Origin of the sequence: Synechococcus sp. CC9902 (genome assembly GCF_000012505.1) — a bacterium.
Taxonomy (GTDB): domain Bacteria; phylum Cyanobacteriota; class Cyanobacteriia; order PCC-6307; family Cyanobiaceae; genus Parasynechococcus.
In genome coordinates, this window is record NC_007513.1 from 1,590,873 (window position 1) to 1,611,141 (window position 20,269).

A 20,269-nucleotide genomic window follows, 5' to 3' on the forward strand; every position below is an offset into this window, starting at 1 on the left:
CAGCTGGAGGTTGGCATCCCCTGAAGGGCGCGTCGTTCGACGACGACCCTTCGAGCTAAAGCAGGCCTAGGGCATGCAAGGGACCATGACCACTCAGGAGTTCGAGCAGAAACGCCGAAAAACCCACCATGGCGATACGGCCATTCCAGACTTCCGAGCTGTTATTCCAGCCCCATTCCCACTTTTCTTGAGGATACAGCTTCACTTTGGTTGGCAACTCGGCTGCGGCATCAAGGCTCACCTCGGGGCCTTCCAGACTTGTGGTGACCAGATCGGCCAGACCCTCGATGAAAGGTTTGTAGGTGTCGAGGGCGCGAACCCGACGAAAATTCACAACCCCTGCTTCCGTTGCCAACTCTCGATATTCGATATCAATCTCTTCCAGTGTTTCGATGTGCTCGCTTACGAAACTGATCGGTACAACAACGAGATCCTGTGTTTTCGCATGGCCCAACTCTTCTAAGGCTTCTTCGGTGTAGGGCTGAAGCCACTCCACCGGACCCACACGGCTCTGATAGGCGAGGGTATGGGGATTGCTATGCCCCACAAGTTCAGCCAGTTTCTCCATGATTAGAGCGGTGCATTTCTCGATCTCCTGTTGATAGGGATCGCCGGCCTCTTCGACATAACTTTTGGGAACACCATGGGCACTGAAAAACACGTGCGCAGCTTCTGGAACATCACTGTTGTGAATCTCAGTGGCGATCAACTCAGCCATGGATCGCAGATATCCGGGGTGGTCGTACCAGCTGCGGATGCATCGAATTGGGAGCTGTTCAAACGCGTTGTCTCCCTGCCTTAATCGCTGCAACTCCCGGAAACTGGATCCACTCGTACTGATCGAAAAATGGGGATACAGCGGTAACACCACCACTTGATCCATACCGTCGGCCTTGATGTCGGCCACAGCCGATTCTGTGAAGGGATGCCAATAGCGCATCGCCACATAGCTGGTGGCATCAATCCCCCGTTGCCGCAACAAACTCTGCAGCTCACGGGCCTGTTGCTCTGTGATCCGTCGCAGAGGTGAACCGCCTCCGATCGAGCGGTAGGCCTCCTGTGATTTGCCACTTCTCAGGGTGCTGATCAGCCAGGCCAGGGGCTTTTGCAGCGCTGGACTGGGCAATCGAATGATTTCGGGATCGGCAAAAAGGTTGTACAGGAACGGGCCGACGTCCTGGATTCTTTCTGGTCCGCCCAGGTTCAGCAGGATGACGCCGACGCGGGACATACGGACAAAAGCACTGTCGAGGGTTGAGGGTAGCTGCCTCAAACGTCATCTTTGGAACGGATGACACAAACATGGAGCTGCAAAGCCAACTTATGGCCGCCAACGAAGGGCTGGCGGCCCAAGGTTCCCGCCTCCGCGTCGAGCAGCGGGGACAAAAACTTTGCTTACGCGGCACCCTTCCCAGCCGCGACGATCCAGCACGGCAATCCGTCCAAAGAATCAGCCTGGGATTGAACGCTGATCCAAAGGGATTCGAGGAAGCCAGCCAAACGGCCCGGATGGTTCAACGACAGCTGGAGCGCGGCACGTTCAAGTGGGATGACTGGCGCTCGCGATCCATCCGTCCAACGGCAAGCGTTGCGGCTTTGGCACCCGAATCCGCCATCGAACGCTTCCAGCAAGCCTTTTTTGCCGACCCAAGACGTCGTCGATCTCCAGCCGGAAGCAAAACGACATGGACGGGGGCCTATCAGCCCTACTTGAGGCGATTGCAAGCCCATGCAGGACATCGGACGATCGATGCCAACCTGTTACTTGAAACGCTTCAGAGCTACGACGACGGCAGTCGCAGCCGTCAGCAATGCGCCACGGCGCTGGCGGCCTTGGCACGCCATTTAGAACTGGTTTTGCCGGAGGGATGGCGCCAAGAAGCGGGGGGTTACGGACTGCATCGCGCCCAGTTCCGACAGTTACCAACGGACCGCCAGATCCTGGAGGCTGCACTTCTTATTCCCAATCCCCGCTGGAGGTTGGCCTATGGGTTGATGGCCACCTACGGACTCCGCAATCACGAGGTGTTCTTTTGTGATGGTCATTCCCTTGCTGATGGAAGCGATCAAGTGCTTCGAATTCTTCCCACCACCAAAACCGGAGAACATCAAAGCTGGCCCTTTCACCCCGAATGGGTGGAGCGTTTTGGCCTATTGGAGCTGGCCGACAACCCGAAAGCCCTGCCCATGGTGACCACGGATCTCAAACGCACCACCCTCCAGCAAGTGGGCCGGCGGGTGAGTGAGCAATTCCGTCGCTATGAGCTACCGATCACCCCCTATGACCTGCGGCACGCATGGGCGATCCGCACCATCCATATCGGCCTACCGGACACGGTGGCCGCCAGGATGATGGGGCATTCCGTGGCCATCCATACCCGCACTTACCACCACTGGATCACCCGCCGCGATCAGCAGCAGGCAGTGGATGCGGCCCTCGCCCGTCACCGTGCCTGATGACTTCATTTCTTAGACCGCTTGCTTACCGCCACCGTTGGATCTACGACAGCGTCACGGCGGTGTCGTCCCTGAGTGTGGGCGGCGTTGCACGACTGCGAGGGCTCGGACTTGAAAGCTTGAGGAACCGCCTCGAGCCCGATGCCGAGATTCTTGATCTCTGCTGCGGCAGTGGTGAAGCGGCAGCCCCTTGGATCAGCGCTGGCTATGCAGTAACTGGTCTCGATGTCTCTCCACGAGCACTCGATTTAGCAGCACAACGCCATCCCCTCATGCAAAGGGTTGAGGGACTTGCTGAGGCGCCTCCCATGAAGGATCAAAGCTTCAATGCCATCCAGCTGAGTGTTGCTCTCCACGAGTTCCCACGGGCGGAACGGGAGCAAGTACTCAGCAATGCCCTGCGGCTGCTGAAACCCGGGGGCTGGTTGGTGTTGGTGGATTTACACCCTGCAGATCCGCTCATGCGACTCCCCCAGCAAGTGTTCTGCGCTTTGTTTGAAACCGAGACCGCCACCGCCATGCTGGAGGACGACCTACCGGCTCAACTTTCGGCTCTCGGCTTCATCCATGTGGAGCAAGAGTTGTTGGCAGGTCGGGCTCTGCAACGGATCACTGCCCAACGCCCATGACCAACAACGCTCCTGAGACGACCAACCTCGACCAATCCGCCGCCGACCTCGGCATGGGTGGACATTTGGCCCCTGAACAGGACGATGCGGGCTACCGCAAACGGATGGAACGGCGCCAAGAGGTGCAACGCCAACGCGTGGAAGAACGCAACAAAGAAAAGGGGTTGGTGATGGTGTTCACCGGCCAAGGCAAGGGCAAAACAACAGCTTCACTCGGCCTCGTTCTCCGCACCCTTGGCCATGGCAAACGCGTGGCCGTTATTCAGTTCATCAAAGGAGGTTGGGAACCCGGTGAGGCTCGAGCCCTACGGACCTTTGGCGATCAAGTGGTGTGGCATGCCTTAGGGGAGGGGTTCACCTGGGAAACCCAAGACCGAGCCCGCGACCAACAACTCGTGGAGGAGGCTTGGCAAACGGCACTGACCTATCTGCGCGATGCGGAGATCCAGCTCGTAGTACTGGATGAAGTGAATGTGGCGATGAAGCTCGGCTACATCTCCGCCGAAACCGTATTGGCAGGCGTTCGAGAACGCCCTGAACTCACCCATGTGGCCCTCACTGGCCGAGGTGCACCAAAGGATCTCATCGAGAATGCTGATCTGGTCACAGAAATGACCCTGGTGCATCACCCATTCCGCGAACAGGGCGTCAAAGCCCAGGCCGGCATCGAGTACTAGACCTCTTTCGCTAGAGGTCAGCAGCGTCGAGATCGTCCTGCAACAGCCGGGTCCCGGCCGTGAGCACCGACAAGCCGCTCACCAACAGCGCGCGATACACCAACGGATCGCGCCAACAAGCGGGATCGTGACTGGCGCGCTCAAGGGCCGACAAGGTGAGACGGGCCATCACCGTGCTTTGGCTCCCTTCGGCATCAGGCATGGCCCACCAGCAGTTGTGTCATCCAAGCGGCAATCCAGACAGCTAGCCAGTGCTTGCTACTGTCGTAAGGATCTGGACCGTTGATGAAGTACACACGCGTCCTGTTGAAGCTCAGCGGCGAAGCCCTGATGGGATCACAGGGATATGGCATCGATCCTGAGATCGTTCATTCGATTGCAGAAGATGTTGCCAAGGTGGTAGCCAGCGGAACGCAGCTCGCGATTGTTGTTGGCGGAGGCAACATCTTCCGGGGACTCAAAGGATCGGCCGCCGGGATGGATCGGGCCACCGCCGATTACGTGGGAATGTTGGCGACGGTGATGAACGCAATCACCCTGCAGGACGGCCTCGAACGGGCAGGCGTTCCCACCCGCGTGCAAACCGCCATCGCCATGCAAGAAGTAGCGGAGCCCTACATCCGGCGCAAAGCGATGCGGCACCTTGAGAAAGGGCGGGTTGTGGTGTTTGGAGCTGGCTGCGGCAACCCTTTCTTCACCACAGACACCACTGCCGCCCTCCGCGCTGCTGAAATCAATGCCGATGTGGTGTTCAAGGCCACCAAGGTGGACGGTGTCTACGACAAGGATCCCGCCAAACATCCTGATGCCGTGAAACACGATCACCTCAGCTATCAGGATGTGCTCAGTGGTGAACTTGGCGTGATGGACGCAACGGCCATCTCCCTCTGCAAAGAGAACAACATCCCGATTGTGGTGTTCGATCTTTTCGAACCTGGCAACATCGGAAAAGCCGTTGCTGGAGAACCGATCGGCTCCCGAATCGGCAACCCAGTCTGAAGCAACCACCACCGACGTCGTTCCCCACCTCAATCATGTCGACCAAGGACCTCGAAGCCAGCATGCGCAAGTCGCTGGAGGCCACCCAACGCAACTTCAACACGATCCGCACCGGGCGGGCGAACTCATCGTTGTTGGATCGCATCAGCGTTGAGTATTACGGCGCCGATACACCGCTTAAATCCCTCGCCACCCTGTCCACACCGGATTCCCAAACGATCCAGATTCAACCCTTTGATATCAGTGGTTTGGCTGCGATCGAAAAGGCAATCGCGATGAGTGAGTTGGGCTTCACGCCTAATAACGACGGCAAGGTGATTCGGATCAATGTTCCGCCATTAACGGAAGAGCGTCGCAAAGAATTTTGCAAAATGGCTTCCAAATATGCAGAAGAGGGAAAAGTGGCGCTGCGCAATTTGCGCCGCGATGCCATCGACAAAGTGAAAAAGCAAGAAAAGGATGGTGATTTCTCAGAGGATCAAAGCCGCGATGAACAAGATTCCGTGCAGAAAGTGCTCGACAAATTCATCGTTGAGCTTGAAAAGCAGCTCGCTGACAAAGAGGCGGCCATCCTGAAGGTGTGAGCGAAGCCGTTCCAACCAGCTGCGATGTTCTGGTCATCGGCGCTGGTGCAGCGGGGGGAGCAGCCGCCTTTCATCTCGCTGCAGCAGGCCATCGCGTTGTTGTGGTGGAAAAAGATGCGGAGCTCCGGGTGAAACCCTGCGGTGGTGGCATGGCGGCTTCTGTTCAGCAGTGGTTTCCGTTTTCGCTTGAACCAGCCGTCGAACAGGTGATTCGCGAGGTGGATTTCAGCTGGTGCCTCAACGATCCGGTGGTGGCAGAGCTACCGGGCGACGCTCCCTTTTGGATCGTTCGACGCGAACGGCTCGATCAACTTCTTGCCGAACACGCTGTTGAGGCTGGTGCAGAGCACTACAGAGGTGTCGCGGTCCATCGGGTTGAGCGTCATGGCAACCACTGGGAGGTGTCGGCCAGCGATGGGCTGCAGTGGTGCAGCCGAGCCGTGGTGATCGCTGATGGCTCAGGATCCCCCTGGCCGCAGCAACTCGGCCTTGGCCCAAAGCACGTACAAATGGCCTCCACCATGTCGGTGCGGTTGGAGGGCCAAGGACAACTAGCTGATGGCACAACCCGCTTTGAATTCGGGCTGGTAAAGCAGGGCTTTGCCTGGGCCTTTCCCATCGCCGGAGGCGTGAACATCGGTGTGGGGAGCTTTATCGGCAAACAAGACGCTGATCCTGATGCTGTCTTGAGTGAGCTCTTGCCCGATTTGGGCTTCGAGGCCTCTGCAGGCATCCGCCAACGGGGGCAACTGCGCGTCTGGAATGGTCACCATCGATTGGATGGTGACGGTGTTGTGGTGGTTGGAGATGCAGCGTCGCTTTGCGATCCCTTCCTGGCGGAAGGCTTAAGGCCAGCCCTGATGAGCGGTTGCGAAGCAGCCCATCATCTGGACCTCTGGCTCAAGGGTGAGCAAACCAATCTGCGGGGCTACAGCCAAGCCATGCGTCGCCGCTGGGGAGACTCCATGGCCTGGGGTCGGCGCATCGCCCAGGTGTTTTATCGCTTTCCTGGTGTGGGCTATCAACTCGGCATCAAACGACCCACCGCACCACAACGCATTGCACAAATCCTGTCGGGTGAGATGGGGTACGGCGACATCGCGCAGAGAGTGATCAAGCGCTTACTGCTGCAACGGAGTTAAAGGTCGAAACTGAGCTGCTGAAGTCTTGGATCTATCTGTGAGGCCTTACGGCGACGCCGTGAGGTAGGACGTGATCCGGAGGGCTTCATACCAGCCTTTCGAGATCCATGCTTCTGCTGAATCGCATCGGCATGGCGATCAAAACCTGCTGAACGACGGATCGACCAAATGCGATTTTTCGCCTCCTGCATCGAGGCGGTGACATCCACGATCGGTGATGGCATCCCACCGCCCAGCTCCCATGGCTCATGGATATAGATCTCCGGCACATCCCGCAATTCAGGGCACCAGTGTCGAATGAACAGACCCTCTGGATCGTGATCGCGCCCTTGTTTGATCGGGTTATAGATCCGGATTGTATTGATCGAGGTGCTCCCCGATTGCATCTGGCATTGGCTCCAATGGATGCCCGGCTCGTAATCCACAAACTGGCGTGCCAGATGCAAGCCGCTCTGCCGCCATGGCAACCAAAGGTTGTAGCTAGCAAACGACATCAACATCGCTCGCATGCGGAAGTTGATCCAACCGTGGGCTCGCAAGGCCCGCATACAGGCATCCACAAACGGCACTCCGGTGCGCCCCTCCGCCCAGGCCTGAAGCTTCACCCGATCAAAATCCCGAAGACCGCGCATCAACGGATGAAAGTCCTGGAACTCAATCGACGGTTCGTCTTCCAGTTTTTGAATGAAATGGCAATGCCAGTGAAGGCGCGACCCGAAGCTGTTGACGCCGCGGCCTTTCACAGTTCTGCTCTGCTGAAGCACCTCACGCATCGAGAGGCATCCCCAGGTGAGGTAGGCCGACAAGCGTGAACAGCCAGTGAAAGCCTTATTCGGACTAGAGATAGAACTGCAATACCGCTCAACCCGCTGATTTAAAAAATCGCGAAACTCCAGTTCGCCCTGACGTCGACCACCAAGCTGACGGTGGGGACAAGGGTCTGGAGCGATGGCTCCAGGGGGGAGATCAGGAATCTTGCCGGGGTCAAGGCCATCCAATCTCGGCAGTGAAGTGGGTGGCTGGGTGATCGGCTCGGCCATCTGCTCTTCCCAACGCTTCGCCCAGCCATTGCGGGATGTCAGGCGCCGGGTCACACCAAATTGCGGAATTTCAACCCAACAGATGCCGTGCTGTTTGGCCCAAGCGCCGACGCGCTTGTCGCGTTGGTAGGTCCAGCCATTCCCGGTTTCTTCATGGCTCCAGAGCGCATCGATCCCGAACTGGAGCCTGGCCCGCTCCAACACCTCAACAACATCGCCACTGCGCAACACCAAGGGTTGGCCAAGCGTCGCCAGAGCCCGCTGAAGATCCAGCAGCGATTCACGACAAAACAACCACTGCCGTTTGGAGGAGTCGGGCTGCTGCCATAGGCGAGTCTCCACCACATAGAGAGGCAGCACCGGGCCACGCTTAGAGGCCTCGATAAGGGGTCGGTGATCCACGATCCGAAGATCTCGCTTGAACCAAACAATCTGGAGCGCCGACATCCTCCGGAAACAAGGGATTCAATGTCTAGTGGATTGACCGCAAGACCGTGCTCACGTCAGCAAAAGTTGTGAGACGTATCTTGCTAATAATTGCTCCAGCAACAAACAATCACCAACTTCTAAACATCACAAGCATGACTACTTAAAAAGATCAGTACCAACAAATAAGCGGATCCAATCAATTCACTATCTTCTAGACAAGCCTTTCTAATCGAGACTGGATATCCCTACGGAAGCCATCCACATCCAACCGGTGCATCAACACAGCAGCCACTAAAAATCCAGCGATCTGTAGGCCAAAAACACTGCCATAAGATCCAAAGACATCATCTGGATTCAAAGTTTTAAACAACGTGAGCAAACCACCACCACTCATGGTGGCCAAACCACGGGAGTAGGCATACAAAGCACCCCAGATCCCAAGCAGCAAGCCAACCTTGCCAGGCTCAACAAAGCTGAACATCAACGTAAAGCTGGCATGGATACAAATGCCAAGCGATAGACCGAACAGCATCACAGCAAGCTGGAAACCTTCCAAAAACTGCCACGGCACCGATAACAACATCAGAGCTAAAGCCGTCGCAGCAAGAATGGCGCCGAGCTGAGCCGTGCGGACATTCCCCATTCTCTCGACCAGTAGGAATCCACTCAGGCCAAGTCCAACAAAAAATCCAATGGCCATCAATGCATTCAGTGCCGTTGTGGCACAAAGACTCATGCCAAACAACGCAGCCCCATAGGGCTCAAGCACTGCATCATTGAGAAACATACTGAAGGTGAATAGGCACAAAACACCTACAAATCGTCCGAACTGAGGGATAGTCCGCAAACAGCCAAATAATTGGAGTAGTTGCACAGTCTTCGGCGGATCGTTGGCCACATCAGGCATCGCAGATTGAGCTCTTGAATCGCGCGAAACAACCCGATGTTCCACTCCGAGAACTGAGAACAGAGCAAGCCCAAACAACAGCAACGGACTCACCACAATCAACTGCTCCAGCCCAGACTTCAAAGCATCTCCACTGGCCCCCTCTTCACAGGCTGCTCCAAACAATCGAGCGATAAAAGCACTGCCTAGCAAGACTCCCAGCAGTCGCATTCCCCAAATAACAGACAACACACGGGGACGCTCACGCTCGGAGGTGAGATCAACAACCAGCGCAGAAAAAGCCGTACCTCCCGCAGAAATCGCCGTACCAATGGCGATCGAAATCAGCGTCAGTACACCGATCCAAACACCCACAAAAGGCTGACTTGGCAGGGCCACAGTTTCAGCCAGCTGCAAAACAACCCAGCCCGCCAATCCAAACAGCAACGAAAAAGCCAGAGCACTCTTCACGATGTAAGGCGTCCGCTTTAGACGCCCTCCAGCGATTCGATCCGACCGGTTACCAAACCAAACCCTGGTGAACCCCATCAGCTGCTGAGACCCAAGCGCGAAAGCAACAACGGCTGCAGGCAGTCCAATCTCTGCAATCAGCAGCCGATTGAACAAGCCCAGCATCAACACCCCAAGGATCCCAAGGCTCAGCTGAAACAGACCAAGACGAAGGGCAAGACGAACAACGCGCACCGACGACTTGACACTTGAAAAACATACTCATTATCCAGGCAAGAGCCGGATCGAGCAGAATTTTCGAGTCAATTGATAGTTGTCCTCATAAAGAGCCATCCGGCTCAATCGGACCCTCTTTCAACGTGCATTTCAAGACGGCATAACATGAAGTGCTAGCTCAAAACTGAACAGCACTTCACGCAGTTGGAATCAAATATCGTCACCACAAAACTGATACTGGGGTCTCAAATAAGGAGAGCCCAATCAATCATGCTGTAGTCAATGACAATGCAGCACCAAAGCCCAAACGGACGTCATCAGGTGTTAGGCGGCCATCGTGATCCTGGTCGAGGGCATCAAAAACCGCATCACTACCGAGCCATTCATCGCGGGTGATGCAACCATCGCCATTGAAATCGTTAAGTAGGAAAATTTCCTGAACAGCGTGACCAAATGCCGATCCACCTTCAACTTCGGCAAGTCGATGGGCAAGTTGCTGCTCAAGCGTTTCAATCGCCTTACTAAAGCCTTTGATGCCTTCCCCAAGCTTATCGGTGGCCATGCGATCGTCGGCCATCAAGGCATCAAAACCCTCACGATCCAATTCAACTTTTTGAGCACCTCCCACCGGATTTGAAGCGTCTAACTTACGAACTAGGGGCTGATTCGTTTCCCGCAGTTGATCAAGAAGTTTGGGTGAGATTGTGAGAAGGTCGCAACCAGCCAATTCCACAATCTCATCTAGATTGCGGAAACTAGCACCCATCACTTCTGTTTTATAACCAAAACTCTTGTAATAGTTGAAGATTTTAGTCACGGAAAGTACACCGGGATCTTCTGCTCCCGGATAGGAATCACGGCCAGTTTCAGCTTTATACCAATCCAAAATACGTCCTACAAATGGAGAGATCAACGTGACGCCCGCTTCTGCACAAGCAACGGCCTGTCCGAAACCAAACAGGAGAGTGAGGTTGCAGTGAATGCCTTCTTTTTCCAAAACTTCAGCGGCCTTAATCCCCTCCCAAGTCGATGCAATCTTGATCAAGACACGGTCGTTACTAATACCAGCATCGTTGTAAAGACGAATCAGTTTTCGTCCTTTCTCAATGGTGGCTTCCGTGTCGTAACTCAAACGGGCATCAACTTCCGTCGACACACGGCGAGGAACAATCTTGAGGATCTCCTTACCAAAAATCACACTGATTTCATCGAGTGCTTCACGCACCACCTCCTCAACGGGTGCGTTCTCTCCAATCAATTTGCGAGACGACCGCAAGGCCTCATCAATCAAACTCTGATAAGCCGGAATCTGTGCCGCAGCCAGAATCAGCGAGGGATTGGTGGTTGCATCCCGAGGCGTGAACTTTTTGATGGCCTCAAGATCACCGGTATCCGCCACAACAACGGTCATCTCGGAGAGCTGCTCAAGCAGACTGGCCATGGTGCATAAGGCTCTGATCTTTTTAACGTAGCTGCGATTTCCAGGCCGTCAGCTCTTCGTTGGCTTGTTCAAATCAACGGGTTTTGATGGCGCGATTCGCTCCACCACCAACAGCGCATCAATAATCTGTTTTGCAACAGGTACAGCCACCGTCGAGCCATAGGCATGGGCTCCTTGGGGTTCATCCACAGCCACAAAAACCACATATCGCGGATCTTCGATCGGCAATGTGGCCACGAAGCTACAAATCTTGGCCCCAGGCAAATAAATCCCGTTCAATGCTTTCTGAGCCGTGCCGGTCTTCCCGCCAATGCGATAGCCCGGCGTTTGCACACCCTTACCACTGCCTTGATCAACAACCGATTCCATCCACTGCAAAACAGTGCGCGTCACTTCCGGCCGAAGCAGCTGCTGACCGGAGGGAGGTGCTGCGGGAGCTAGGGCAGCACCTGAACGAAAGCCCCGGGTGATATGGGGACTCACCAAACGACCATCGTTCGCAAGCATGCCGTGCAACTGAACCAGCTTCAGCGGAGTGAGGGAGAAACCCTGACCAAAGGCTGTTGTTGCCGGCTCAATCGGTTGGGTCATGAACTGCTCCTTGGTTTTCAGCTGACCAGCAACAGCTCCAGGAAGATCGGTATCAGGGCGTCGGTCAATGCCCAATCGATGCATCCAGGTCCAATACAACTGATCATCCAGTTGCCGCATCGCTTGGACCATGCCGACATTGCTCGACACCTGGAGAACCTTGGCGAAATCAATCAAGCCATTGGCTTTCTTGTCGTGGTTGTTAATCGGCCAACCACCAACCATGAGTTGACCGATGTCATGAACGCGGTCGTCGGGTTGAATCGCCTTCTCCTGTAAAGCCAAGGCCAAGTTGATTGGCTTAAAGGTGGAGCCAGGTTCATAGAGATCCTGAACAGACCACTCACGGAAAAGTCCTGTCGGGAAACTCCAATATTGATTGGGGTTGTAAGTCGGAGTCGACGCCAACACCAACAGCTCACCGTTGGTGACATCCATCACGATCGCGGCGCCTTTCTTCGCCTTCCATTGCGCCACTTGCGCCGCAAGGGCCTTCACCGCCAATTCCTGCAACCTGGAATCCAGCGTGAGCTGAAGTCTTAAGTCGTCGCCGTAAAACACGCCTGGAGCAAGGTTATCGGGCAAGGGAGTGCCGTCGGCTCCACGCCGGAGGCTCCTGGTCTGTTCATGTCTCACGAGATCGCTATCGCGGCTTTGTTCAAGACCCGCCTGTGGAACGCGCTCTGCATTGAGGAAGCCGACAACATTGGCAAACAGCGACGCTTGGGGATAAATCCGTTGGGGATAGGCCTCAAGATCAAGCCCGCTGATGCCAAGCGCCTGAATGCGTTTTGCTGTTTCAGGGTCGAGCTCCTCGCCCAACTTGATTCCCGAGGATCGTGTGCGTAGCGCTATCAACAACTCAGACGCTGGAATCGCTAGGTGAGGAGCCAAAAGCTCCACCACATCGGAGGGAGGTCGCACCAAGTTGGGGGGGTCCCCAGGAAGGTTGAAATAACGGGGGTGGGCCCAAAGACGGAAGCGCTTCTCATCGATCGCGACCAAACGACCGGTGCGATCAACGATCGGTCGACGTTGCCCCAAGGGACGTGTGCGTTGGGTTTGAAGCTGGCGAGCCTGCTCCTCCAAGACCGGGGCTTGCACCAACTGGAGCCAAGCCATCCGGCCAACGAGGCCCGCCAAGCCAGTGCAAAGGATCAAAAAAACAATCCACAAGCGCTTCGGTGGAACTGGCGCCAACGAAACAACCCTTGAACGGGTCCGATTTGTAGACGTGCGCGACGGACGACGCGACCGCTGCTCAGGGCGGGAGCGTCTCGCCATCAATACCCCGAGCGTGGCCGCTGGAACATCACCTCACCAATCGAAGCGGCCAACGACGCATGGGTCGAAGGCTGGGTGGTGGAGATAGGCCGCTCAACATGAACCAGATTGGCCACTTGCGTCGGGACGAGGCTGGCCGGCTGAGTGGTGCTCCTCAACAGATGCTGTTCCATCACAGCCGTTGATTCAGTCAAGCGATGGGCCTGAATGCGCGTCGACTCAAGACGATTGAAGGCAACGGTCCAACGGTGCTGCCAGTGCAGGGTCAAACCAGCCAACACAGCAGCAGCGCCTACAACCCCCAGCAGGGTGCCGTCCATCAGACGGTGCACGCCCCCTAACCAGGGCGACCGCCTGGCAACGCGTCCAGACGACAAAGAACCTTGAATGAGCTCTAAGGTCCGAGTCGTTGAGCGCTTTTCCGGAGCGGCTACCACCCTGGGAATAGCGAATAAGTAAGTGAACCACCTGCTTCAAGGAGCGGCAAGGCTCAGAGCACAAGCAAATTGAGAAAGGTGACGGCATTCCAAAGGGCATGCATCAACACCGATGGAAGGAGTCGGCCCGTGCTGACGCGCACCAATGCCAAACCAATGCCGAGCACAGTCAAAGGTGCCAACTCACCGATGCTGATGTGGGCCATGGCAAACAACAGGGCACTCAGCACAACGCCCCCCGCGGTGCCCCAGCGCTTAGCCAAAACCGGAAGAAGCGCTCCGCGAAAAATGGTCTCTTCAAACAGCGGCGCCAACACCACAGCTGTTAACCCGAGAAGAAACAGAGCCAGCGGATCTTGGCTACCCAAAACGAGCTCCAATAGGGGATTGCTACCTCCGGGATCGCCGACCAAACGAACCAAAAGCCAACCCGTTGCCACCACCACAGGCGTCACCATCAGCCAACCTCCAATGGCAGACGAGATCGCTCCGGGCCATGGCTGCCAGCGCCACTGGAGCCATCCCCCTTTGGGTGCATGAGCTCGAGGCAGCGCCTTGAGCTGACGCCAAAGGATGAACAAACTTGGCAGGGCCATCACGCTGTAATTAATCACCACCGTGACGGCCTCCCGCCGTGGACTTTCAAGCCCTGCGGTGAAGCTTGAGACCAACGGCAGGGCGACCAATGGCACGCCGACGGCGCTGATCACTACAAAACCGCCAGCCACCAACAGCACCACATCGATCAGGCTGAGGGCGGGCCCATCCACAGCCGGCCAAGGCTGAAGGCGCCCCCGCAGAGCTCGGACGATTTGAACCAACAACAGCAAACTGCCCACCAGCACGGTGAGTAGGGGCAACAGGCCACTCACGGCGAGACGCCACGCCGCTGCTGACGCCACATCGGCATCCACACAACCGTCAACGCTCGATGGTTGTCGCTCACAGATCAAACGCCGGATGAGCGGATCAGCTAGCCAGCGGTTCTCCACCACAGGCGGTTCCTGATCCGACCGCAGCAATTCCAGCAGCAACTGCTGCCGGTCATTACGGTCCGCTGGTGCGCTGCCCTCCAAGGCTTGAAGCAAAGCATCGCGGGGATCTTCGCCCAACAGCACCGGTTGCAATGACGGTGGCACTGCTGGCTGAGCCAACAACGACAGCTCCTGTTGTTGGAGGGTTAGTGACGGGGAAACCGATGGTCTTGAAAGACTGTCAACAAGCCCTGACAGCCAAATTGCCCCTGCCAAAAGCAGCGAAATAGCCGCCAGAAACACCTTCCAACGCGGAGAAACCTGGCGTGACGAACTGGACACCTGGTGAGGGCGATGTCTTCTGATTGTCCCTCTGCAGCCCTTGCCCCATACGATGGCCGCGCATTGAAGCCAAACGGTGTCCCTTCGCCTTCTCCTGGTCCGTCACGGTCTGAGCAGCTTCAACAAAGAGCGCCGGATCCAAGGGCGCGACGACCTTTCCAACCTCACGGACGAAGGCCACGAACAGGCCAGATCGCTGGGACGAACCCTCAAGGAGGTCAGCATCGATGCGGTGTACAGCTCTCCGCTGAAACGAGCTGCCTCCACCACCGCATCCCTCCTCGAGGGGCGCGGTGGCGAATCACCAGCCACCACGTTTGACCAGGGACTTCTGGAAGTTGATCTCGAGCCATGGTCAGGTCAGAGCATCGAGGAGCTCATCGAACGTCATCCAGACGATTACAGCTTGTGGAAACGCCAGCCTCTGGAACTCGAATTGCAGCGTCGCGATGGCTCGACCTACAAACCGCTTGTTGAACTACAAGCGCAGGCGCACCAGTTCATCGAAGACCTGATCCAACGTCATCCGGTGGAGAGCGATGCCACCGTTCTTGTGGTGGCCCACAACGCCATCCTGCGCTGTTTGATGCTCGCCCTCCTCGGTGAACCAGAGCGGGGGTTTCGACGGTTGCGGGTCGACAACACCTCCCTCTCGATTTTTAATCTGCGCCCCGGCATTGGGGGCGAGGGCCCTCAAGTGCAAATCGAATGCCTGAACAACACCACCCACCTTCAACCCCTACCCCCCAAAGGTGAGGGTGCTCGCTTGATTTTGGTCCGCCACGGAGAAACGGATTGGAATAAAGCTGGGCGATTCCAGGGCCAAATCGACATCCCTCTCAATGACAACGGTCGAGGCCAAGCCGCAGCTGCGCGCGACTTTCTGAGCAACGTGACGATCAATCGGGCCTGGAGCAGCACCATGTCGCGGCCCACTGAAACCGCCGAAATCATTCTTCAAGCCCATCCCAACGCTCCTCTGAGCCAAACGGAAGGGTTGGTAGAAATCGGCCATGGCCTCTGGGAAGGAAAGCTGGAATCGGAAATCCGGGACGGATGGTCGGAGCTTTTGGATACCTGGAAGCAGCGTCCAGAAACAGTGCAAATGCCGGAGGGCGAAACGATTCAGGACGTTTGGGCCCGGTCGGTGAAGAGCTGGGGCGACATTGCTACCAGCCTGAAATCGGAGGAAACGGCCCTTGTGGTAGCCCACGATGCTGTGAACAAGACGATCCTTTGCGATCTCCTGGGACTCACACCAGCGGACATTTGGGCCGTCAAACAGGGCAATGGCGGTGTCACCGTTGTCGACATCCCTTCGGATTCCGGCCAGCCTGCGGTGGTGACTTGCCTCAATCTCACGTCCCACTTCGGCAGCGTGATTGACCGCACAGCTGCAGGCGCCCTCTAACCGCTATGGACAACACCCTGCTGCTCGATCCGGTTCGCATCCTGCCTGGCATCGGCCAGTCGGTTGAGCAGGGGGCTGTCCTGGTGGAGAAGGGGGTTCTAACGGCGTTTGACGGCGATGCCCGTCAAAAGGCCAAGGCCTTAGGGCTGCCCCCCACAGAAGCGCCTGAGCAACTGCTCGCTCCATGCTTAGTGGATCCCCACTCCATTCTGGAAACACCGTTTAGCGGTGATCACGAAACCATTGAAAGCCTGCGGCGTTGCGCCGCCTCAGGCGGCTATGGACAAGTGGCTCTTTTGCCCCGTGGCCGAACCTGGCGAGACCAACCAGAGTGCCTTCAAGGCTTTTCCAAAGACCCCAAGAACGGCGTTCAACTTCACCTTTGGGGAGGGTTCAGCCAGGGTGGAACATCCGAACGGTTAGCGCCCCATGGCGACTTGCTCGAACACGGCGCCATTGGATTAGCCGACGACGATGCCCTGATTTCACCTCAGTTACTGGAACAGGGCTTGGTCCTCGGAGAAATGGGCAGTTGCCCTGTTCTCGTCGCCCCGCGGGACCCCTGCCTACAGGGGTCTGGCATGGTGCGGGAGGGGGTCGAAACACTGCGGGCTGGATGGCCCCCAGACCCCATGAGCAGTGAGATCCTCCCTATCAGCCAACTGCTGGCGTTACATCAACGCCACCCCGATCGACAACTGCGCCTAATGAACCTGTCCACCGCTGCAGCGGTGGAGCAACTCGTGGCCTTTGGAGACCATCCACCCTTAAGCAGTGTCAACTGGTGGCATCTCCTTGCAGATCGCAATGGTTTGGCTGCGGACGATCCTGGCTGGCGGGTTCGTCCCTCCCTCGGGGGGGGGCAAGACCGAGAACGGCTCATTGATGCCGTGCTCAGTCAAACCATCACAGCGATTTCAGTTCATGCGGTGTCGCTCGATGACGAGGACATGCTGTTGCCCCCAGATCAGCGACCTCCAGGGCTCTGCGGCCATCACCTGGTTCTCCCCACTCTTTGGGATGCCCTCGTTCGGCAACGGAACACGTCAGTGGAACAACTCTGGCAGGCCTTGAGTTTTGGCCCATCGGCTCTAATCGATCAACCACCGGAAGAACTACGCCGCGGCAGTCGACGCTGGCTCCTCTTTGATCCCAACCATGAATGGACCGTCCGCCGGGACGACCCCCAAGCTCCCCGGGGGGCCAACATGCCGTACCTCGGTCAAGCGATGAAAGGACGCGTGGTCGCCTGCGGACTTAATCGCTGAGGGGGCCAATACGAGCCGGAGGCCAGAACCGAAACACGGCACGGCCAATGATTTGATCATCGGGGAGGAAGGGTCCACCTGGCCAACGGCGGGCGTCCTGACTGTTCCTGCGGTTATCGCCAAGAACCACCACCTTGCCCTTCGGAACTGATGCATACAGCCCCTTGCAACCGGGCATCCCGCTACCGGTTATGCAGTAATTAGAGACGTAGGACTCCTCAAAACGCTTGCCGTTAATCGATACCTGCCCTTGAGCATTCACCTCGATGACATCACCAGGCACGCCAACGACACGCTTAATCCATGCTTCGCACTCTGGATAACGCTGCAAAAGCACCCGATCGACAACCCAGCTCACCCCTGGGAAGGTGACTAATCCACACTTCAAGGGATCCGGGCGGCCGGCATCTAGCATCCAAACCGGGTCAAATGCAGTCGGTGAATTGAACACAACGATGTCGCCTCGGCGGGGCGGCTTTGCTTTGTAGGAAAGCTTTTCAACGATCAATTTGTCGCCGACCTGCAGGCCTGGAAGCATCGATCCCGATGGGATATACCGCGCCTCAAAGGCAAACTGCCGAATCAGAAGATAGATGGAAACAGTGAATAGGAATGGAGCCCAGAACTCCCATATGGCACTGACTTTGCTTGACACACCCGAAGGGTCTTTCTCCGCGTTCAATGTGGGCAGGCTCGATCTTTGCGCCCACGATAGGAGCAGCGTGTATCCGACATGATCCGTCCCCGCTGGCAAGGACTGAGGCCGCAGCAAAACGCTGTGGCATGGCGTCGATGGGACCGATTGGTGGCGATCATCGCCACCTTGAATTTGGCTTGGGTGCTCGTGGATCTGAGCTACATCCCCCTCCGAAATTTTTGGTTGCAGCGCAACTTATATCCCGTTCCATCCCTCCCCCTGGTGGTTCCCCTTCCCTGGCTTCCCGATATCACCCCCGTTTTAGATCCACTGAAAGGGATTCGGCCTCACCGCGAAACCCAGGCTTATCTCGATGGTTTCAAACGCCTCGACCAGGCACTCCAAACCGAGAGCAGCCTGGAATCGACCATCACGCTGCTGAAGCAACAACAAAAGCTGACGGAGAACCTCATCAGCTCTCAACGGTTGTTGAGTACCAGTAACGCGTCAGCCCTCGACCAACTAAAAAACCGCCTGCGAGCACGGACCGGCTTGAACTCAGCGCAACAGTCGGCCGACTTACTGCTCAGTGAAGGCCACATCAATCAGAGCGGATGGAATCGCGAACGCCAATTTTGGAACCAACAAATCCTTCCCCTGGTTGAAATCAACTATTGGAGAAGCATTGACGAAAACGGTCGACCAACGGACTTGAGTTGGCGCGTTGACGCTCCGTTTCAGCTGCTTTTTCTACTGGACATCGTTCTTCGATGTCTTCGGCTGAAGTCGCGATACCCAGCGATTCGCTGGCGGGATGCGGTTCTACGGCGATGGATCGACCTCCCACTATTGCTTCCCTTCGCCCGTTGGATGCGCCTTGTTCCTGTCACTGAGCGACTGTCCAGGACTGGGCTCATCCAACTGGAACCGCTTCGTGCGGTGATTAGCCGCGGCGTTGTGGCCCTCTTGGCCGTAGAGCTTTTCGAAGTGATCACCATTCGCGTGGTGGATACCTTTCAACAGCTCATCCGATCGCCGCAGCTACCCGAGCGGGTGCGCAGCCTCTGCAGCCATCAAACGAGCAACGCAAACGAGGATCGGGAACTGCTCGAGTTACTCAGACTTTGGCTTCCGCTGTTGTTAACCAAAGTGGGGCCTGCCTTACGACCGCAGCTGGTGGCTTTGATCGGACATCTACTCCAACAAAGCTTGAGTCGGAGCGTGATGCCTGAACCACTGCGTCGTGTGGCAGCGCTTCAATCCGCCGAAGCCGAATTCAGCCGACAGCTGGCAACGGGGGTGGTGGATTCCGTGTTGGATGTATCTCGAGGGGCCGGCAACCGGATTGGTCAACGGGATCAAGTTCTGGAAACCCTTGGAACTGATGCCCTCGACCGTCTCTGGGAAGAACTGGCCGTGATCTTGGAACAAGGACCCGTTTTGGAGCGAAGCCAAGACCTACTCACCTCTTTTTTAGAGGAACTCAAACGTTCTGGATTCCGCCAATTCAGCGATCAAGATGATGTTGACGCTCTGATCAGTGAATTGGACGGACTGAATTTCAGTCCTGCAGACCGGACGCCCAAACCTCCGGCTTGAAACCAACCAGAAAAGAACCATCCGACCGTTTCACAAACGGTCGCTTGATCAACTTCCCGTCCTTTGCAAGTGCCGCGAGGGCTTCCGAGTCCGACATGGCTTTCACCACAGCTGAACCAAGGGCGCGGTAGCTCTGACCACTGGTGTTGAACAACAGCTTGCGATCGCCCAAAAAGGCGAATGCAGCGTCGAGATCGTTTCGAGATGGAGGATTTTCCACGATGTCGTGCACATCGTGGGCAATTCCTTGATCCGTGAGCCAAGCCAAGGCCTTTCGGCAAGTACTGCAGCGGTTATAGCTGTAAACCTGAAGCGGTTCAGCCAAAATCAGCGGCCAAACAACGACTTAATGGCACCAACAAGGCTGTTCGAACCGCGACCCACTCCCTCCTCGGGCTTGGTGCGAACCGTGATGTCACCAAACACGGTTGTGCGGCAGCTGAGGCGGAAATTAGCCGGGCGATCGGCGAGGTAAACCTCTTCAACGTCGCTGCGGGGGGACAGGTTGTCTTGGCCCTCCACCACTTCCATGACACAGGTGCCGCACTGGCCAACACCGCTGCAATTGTTGAGGTTATTGAGGCTCTTGTAGGGATTAATTCCAGCGTCCAAGGACGCCCTACGGAGATTTGCACCCTCAATGCACCCAACCTGTTCTCCTTCCTGCTCAAATCGGATGGTGGGCACGGGTTCTGCTGGATCTCTAGTGCGCACCAACTTACAAGCATCTGGCCATCAAGAGGGGACCAATTTCA

General features: G+C 56.6%; 20 protein-coding genes. 9 read left to right on the top strand and 11 right to left on the bottom strand.

The window, feature by feature from the left end; genetic code table 11:
* Positions 1 to 55: 55 nt before the first annotated feature.
* A complete protein-coding gene (gene hemH / locus SYNCC9902_RS08305) occupies positions 56 to 1,231 on the bottom strand; it encodes a ferrochelatase (RefSeq protein ID WP_011360412.1) in 1,176 nt (391 codons plus the stop codon).
* A gap of 71 nt (positions 1,232 to 1,302) precedes the next feature.
* Between hemH and SYNCC9902_RS08310 the strand changes: the two genes are divergently transcribed.
* From SYNCC9902_RS08310 to cobO, 3 genes are read left to right on the top strand one after another with little or no spacing between them, the layout of a single operon-like run.
* Positions 1,303 to 2,457, top strand: coding sequence for a site-specific integrase (locus SYNCC9902_RS08310; protein WP_011360413.1), 1,155 nt, complete (start codon positions 1,303 to 1,305; stop codon positions 2,455 to 2,457).
* Positions 2,457 to 3,086 carry a methyltransferase domain-containing protein gene (locus SYNCC9902_RS08315; RefSeq protein ID WP_011360414.1) on the top strand — a complete coding sequence of 210 codons (630 nt, stop codon included), beginning with the start codon at positions 2,457 to 2,459 and terminating at the stop codon, positions 3,084 to 3,086. Before SYNCC9902_RS08310 ends, SYNCC9902_RS08315 begins: the two co-directional genes overlap by 1 nt.
* A complete protein-coding gene (gene cobO, locus SYNCC9902_RS08320) occupies positions 3,083 to 3,763 on the top strand; it encodes a cob(I)yrinic acid a,c-diamide adenosyltransferase (RefSeq protein ID WP_011360415.1) in 681 nt (226 codons plus the stop codon). Before SYNCC9902_RS08315 ends, cobO begins: the two co-directional genes overlap by 4 nt.
* 10 nt (positions 3,764 to 3,773) lie before the next feature.
* On the opposite strand, the gene SYNCC9902_RS08325 is transcribed toward cobO, so the two are convergent.
* Positions 3,774 to 3,965 carry a hypothetical protein gene (locus SYNCC9902_RS08325; protein WP_011360416.1) on the bottom strand — a complete coding sequence of 64 codons (192 nt, stop codon included), beginning with the start codon at positions 3,963 to 3,965 and terminating at the stop codon, positions 3,774 to 3,776.
* An 83-nt stretch (positions 3,966 to 4,048) separates the two neighbouring features.
* Between SYNCC9902_RS08325 and pyrH the strand changes: the two genes are divergently transcribed.
* The 3 genes from pyrH to SYNCC9902_RS08340 are packed head-to-tail and all read left to right on the top strand — an operon-like array spanning position 4,049 to position 6,488.
* Positions 4,049 to 4,762, top strand: a complete 714-nt coding sequence (pyrH, locus tag SYNCC9902_RS08330) for a UMP kinase (protein ID WP_011360417.1) — start codon at positions 4,049 to 4,051, stop codon at positions 4,760 to 4,762.
* Positions 4,763 to 4,797: 35 nt separating this feature from the next.
* Positions 4,798 to 5,346, top strand: a complete 549-nt coding sequence (gene frr / locus SYNCC9902_RS08335; protein ID WP_011360418.1) for a ribosome recycling factor — start codon at positions 4,798 to 4,800, stop codon at positions 5,344 to 5,346.
* Positions 5,343 to 6,488 carry an NAD(P)/FAD-dependent oxidoreductase gene (locus SYNCC9902_RS08340; protein ID WP_011360419.1) on the top strand — a complete coding sequence of 382 codons (1,146 nt, stop codon included), beginning with the start codon at positions 5,343 to 5,345 and terminating at the stop codon, positions 6,486 to 6,488. Before frr ends, SYNCC9902_RS08340 begins: the two co-directional genes overlap by 4 nt.
* Here SYNCC9902_RS08340 and SYNCC9902_RS08345 read toward each other — a convergent pair.
* From SYNCC9902_RS08345 to SYNCC9902_RS08370, 6 genes are all read right to left on the bottom strand, one after another.
* Entirely contained in the window at positions 6,485 to 7,975 is a 1,491-nt protein-coding gene (locus SYNCC9902_RS08345; RefSeq protein WP_011360420.1) for an FAD-binding domain-containing protein, read from the bottom strand. The genes SYNCC9902_RS08340 and SYNCC9902_RS08345 overlap by 4 nt on opposite strands.
* A 193-nt stretch (positions 7,976 to 8,168) precedes the next feature.
* Positions 8,169 to 9,548: a BCD family MFS transporter gene (locus SYNCC9902_RS08350; RefSeq protein WP_011360421.1), complete on the bottom strand. Its 1,380-nt coding sequence runs from the start codon at positions 9,546 to 9,548 to the stop codon at positions 8,169 to 8,171.
* Positions 9,549 to 9,798: 250 nt separating this feature from the next.
* Entirely contained in the window at positions 9,799 to 10,971 is a 1,173-nt protein-coding gene (locus tag SYNCC9902_RS08355; RefSeq protein ID WP_011360422.1) for a transaldolase, read from the bottom strand.
* A 48-nt stretch (positions 10,972 to 11,019) separates the two neighbouring features.
* Positions 11,020 to 12,846, bottom strand: coding sequence for a peptidoglycan D,D-transpeptidase FtsI family protein (locus SYNCC9902_RS08360; protein WP_011360423.1), 1,827 nt, complete (start codon positions 12,844 to 12,846; stop codon positions 11,020 to 11,022).
* Positions 12,846 to 13,283 carry a hypothetical protein gene (locus tag SYNCC9902_RS08365; RefSeq protein ID WP_011360424.1) on the bottom strand — a complete coding sequence of 146 codons (438 nt, stop codon included), beginning with the start codon at positions 13,281 to 13,283 and terminating at the stop codon, positions 12,846 to 12,848. Before SYNCC9902_RS08365 ends, SYNCC9902_RS08360 begins: the two co-directional genes overlap by 1 nt.
* 53 nt (positions 13,284 to 13,336) lie before the next feature.
* Positions 13,337 to 14,599, bottom strand: coding sequence for a CPBP family intramembrane glutamic endopeptidase (locus tag SYNCC9902_RS08370; protein WP_011360425.1), 1,263 nt, complete (start codon positions 14,597 to 14,599; stop codon positions 13,337 to 13,339).
* 76 nt (positions 14,600 to 14,675) lie between these two features.
* Here SYNCC9902_RS08370 and SYNCC9902_RS08375 point away from each other — a divergent pair, with 76 nt between their 5' ends.
* Both SYNCC9902_RS08375 and SYNCC9902_RS08380 read left to right on the top strand, forming a co-directional pair.
* Positions 14,676 to 16,010: a histidine phosphatase family protein gene (locus SYNCC9902_RS08375; protein WP_011360426.1), complete on the top strand. Its 1,335-nt coding sequence runs from the start codon at positions 14,676 to 14,678 to the stop codon at positions 16,008 to 16,010.
* 5 nt (positions 16,011 to 16,015) lie between these two features.
* Complete coding sequence (locus SYNCC9902_RS08380; protein ID WP_011360427.1) at positions 16,016 to 17,278, top strand: dihydroorotase; 1,263 nt, start codon at positions 16,016 to 16,018, stop codon at positions 17,276 to 17,278.
* Here the strand turns inward: SYNCC9902_RS08380 and lepB are convergent.
* Positions 17,268 to 17,933: a signal peptidase I gene (lepB, locus tag SYNCC9902_RS08385; protein WP_011360428.1), complete on the bottom strand. Its 666-nt coding sequence runs from the start codon at positions 17,931 to 17,933 to the stop codon at positions 17,268 to 17,270. The two genes, SYNCC9902_RS08380 and lepB, sit on opposite strands and share 11 nt — an antisense overlap.
* Before the next feature lie 78 nt (positions 17,934 to 18,011).
* On the opposite strand from lepB, the gene SYNCC9902_RS08390 reads away from it, so the two are divergent.
* On the top strand, positions 18,012 to 19,514 hold the full coding sequence (locus SYNCC9902_RS08390) for a hypothetical protein (RefSeq protein WP_011360429.1): 1,503 nt from the start codon (positions 18,012 to 18,014) through the stop codon (positions 19,512 to 19,514).
* On the opposite strand, the gene SYNCC9902_RS08395 is transcribed toward SYNCC9902_RS08390, so the two are convergent.
* Together SYNCC9902_RS08395 and SYNCC9902_RS08400 are read right to left on the bottom strand one after the other, a co-directional pair.
* Complete coding sequence (locus SYNCC9902_RS08395; RefSeq protein WP_011360430.1) at positions 19,477 to 19,839, bottom strand: arsenate reductase family protein; 363 nt, start codon at positions 19,837 to 19,839, stop codon at positions 19,477 to 19,479. The two genes, SYNCC9902_RS08390 and SYNCC9902_RS08395, sit on opposite strands and share 38 nt — an antisense overlap.
* Before the next feature lie 2 nt (positions 19,840 to 19,841).
* Complete coding sequence (locus tag SYNCC9902_RS08400) at positions 19,842 to 20,201, bottom strand: 2Fe-2S iron-sulfur cluster-binding protein (RefSeq protein ID WP_041425496.1); 360 nt, start codon at positions 20,199 to 20,201, stop codon at positions 19,842 to 19,844.
* Between the last annotated feature and the right edge of the window lie 68 nt (positions 20,202 to 20,269).

Excerpts from the sequence above, each read along its gene's own strand:
- SYNCC9902_RS08360 (WP_011360423.1), bottom strand. The coding sequence starts at position 12,846 with ATGGCGAGACGCTCCCGCCCTGAGCAGCGGTCGCGTCGTCCGTCGCGC.
- pyrH (WP_011360417.1), top strand. The coding sequence starts at position 4,049 with ATGAAGTACACACGCGTCCTGTTGAAGCTCAGCGGCGAAGCCCTGATG.
- frr (WP_011360418.1), top strand. The coding sequence starts at position 4,798 with ATGTCGACCAAGGACCTCGAAGCCAGCATGCGCAAGTCGCTGGAGGCC.
- SYNCC9902_RS08315 (WP_011360414.1), top strand. The coding sequence starts at position 2,457 with ATGACTTCATTTCTTAGACCGCTTGCTTACCGCCACCGTTGGATCTAC.
- SYNCC9902_RS08390 (WP_011360429.1), top strand. The coding sequence starts at position 18,012 with ATGATCCGTCCCCGCTGGCAAGGACTGAGGCCGCAGCAAAACGCTGTG.
- SYNCC9902_RS08345 (WP_011360420.1), bottom strand. The coding sequence starts at position 7,975 with ATGTCGGCGCTCCAGATTGTTTGGTTCAAGCGAGATCTTCGGATCGTG.
- hemH (WP_011360412.1), bottom strand. The coding sequence starts at position 1,231 with ATGTCCCGCGTCGGCGTCATCCTGCTGAACCTGGGCGGACCAGAAAGA.
- SYNCC9902_RS08310 (WP_011360413.1), top strand. The coding sequence starts at position 1,303 with ATGGAGCTGCAAAGCCAACTTATGGCCGCCAACGAAGGGCTGGCGGCC.
- SYNCC9902_RS08380 (WP_011360427.1), top strand. The coding sequence starts at position 16,016 with ATGGACAACACCCTGCTGCTCGATCCGGTTCGCATCCTGCCTGGCATC.
- SYNCC9902_RS08355 (WP_011360422.1), bottom strand. The coding sequence starts at position 10,971 with ATGGCCAGTCTGCTTGAGCAGCTCTCCGAGATGACCGTTGTTGTGGCG.
- cobO (WP_011360415.1), top strand. The coding sequence starts at position 3,083 with ATGACCAACAACGCTCCTGAGACGACCAACCTCGACCAATCCGCCGCC.
- SYNCC9902_RS08325 (WP_011360416.1), bottom strand. The coding sequence starts at position 3,965 with ATGCCTGATGCCGAAGGGAGCCAAAGCACGGTGATGGCCCGTCTCACC.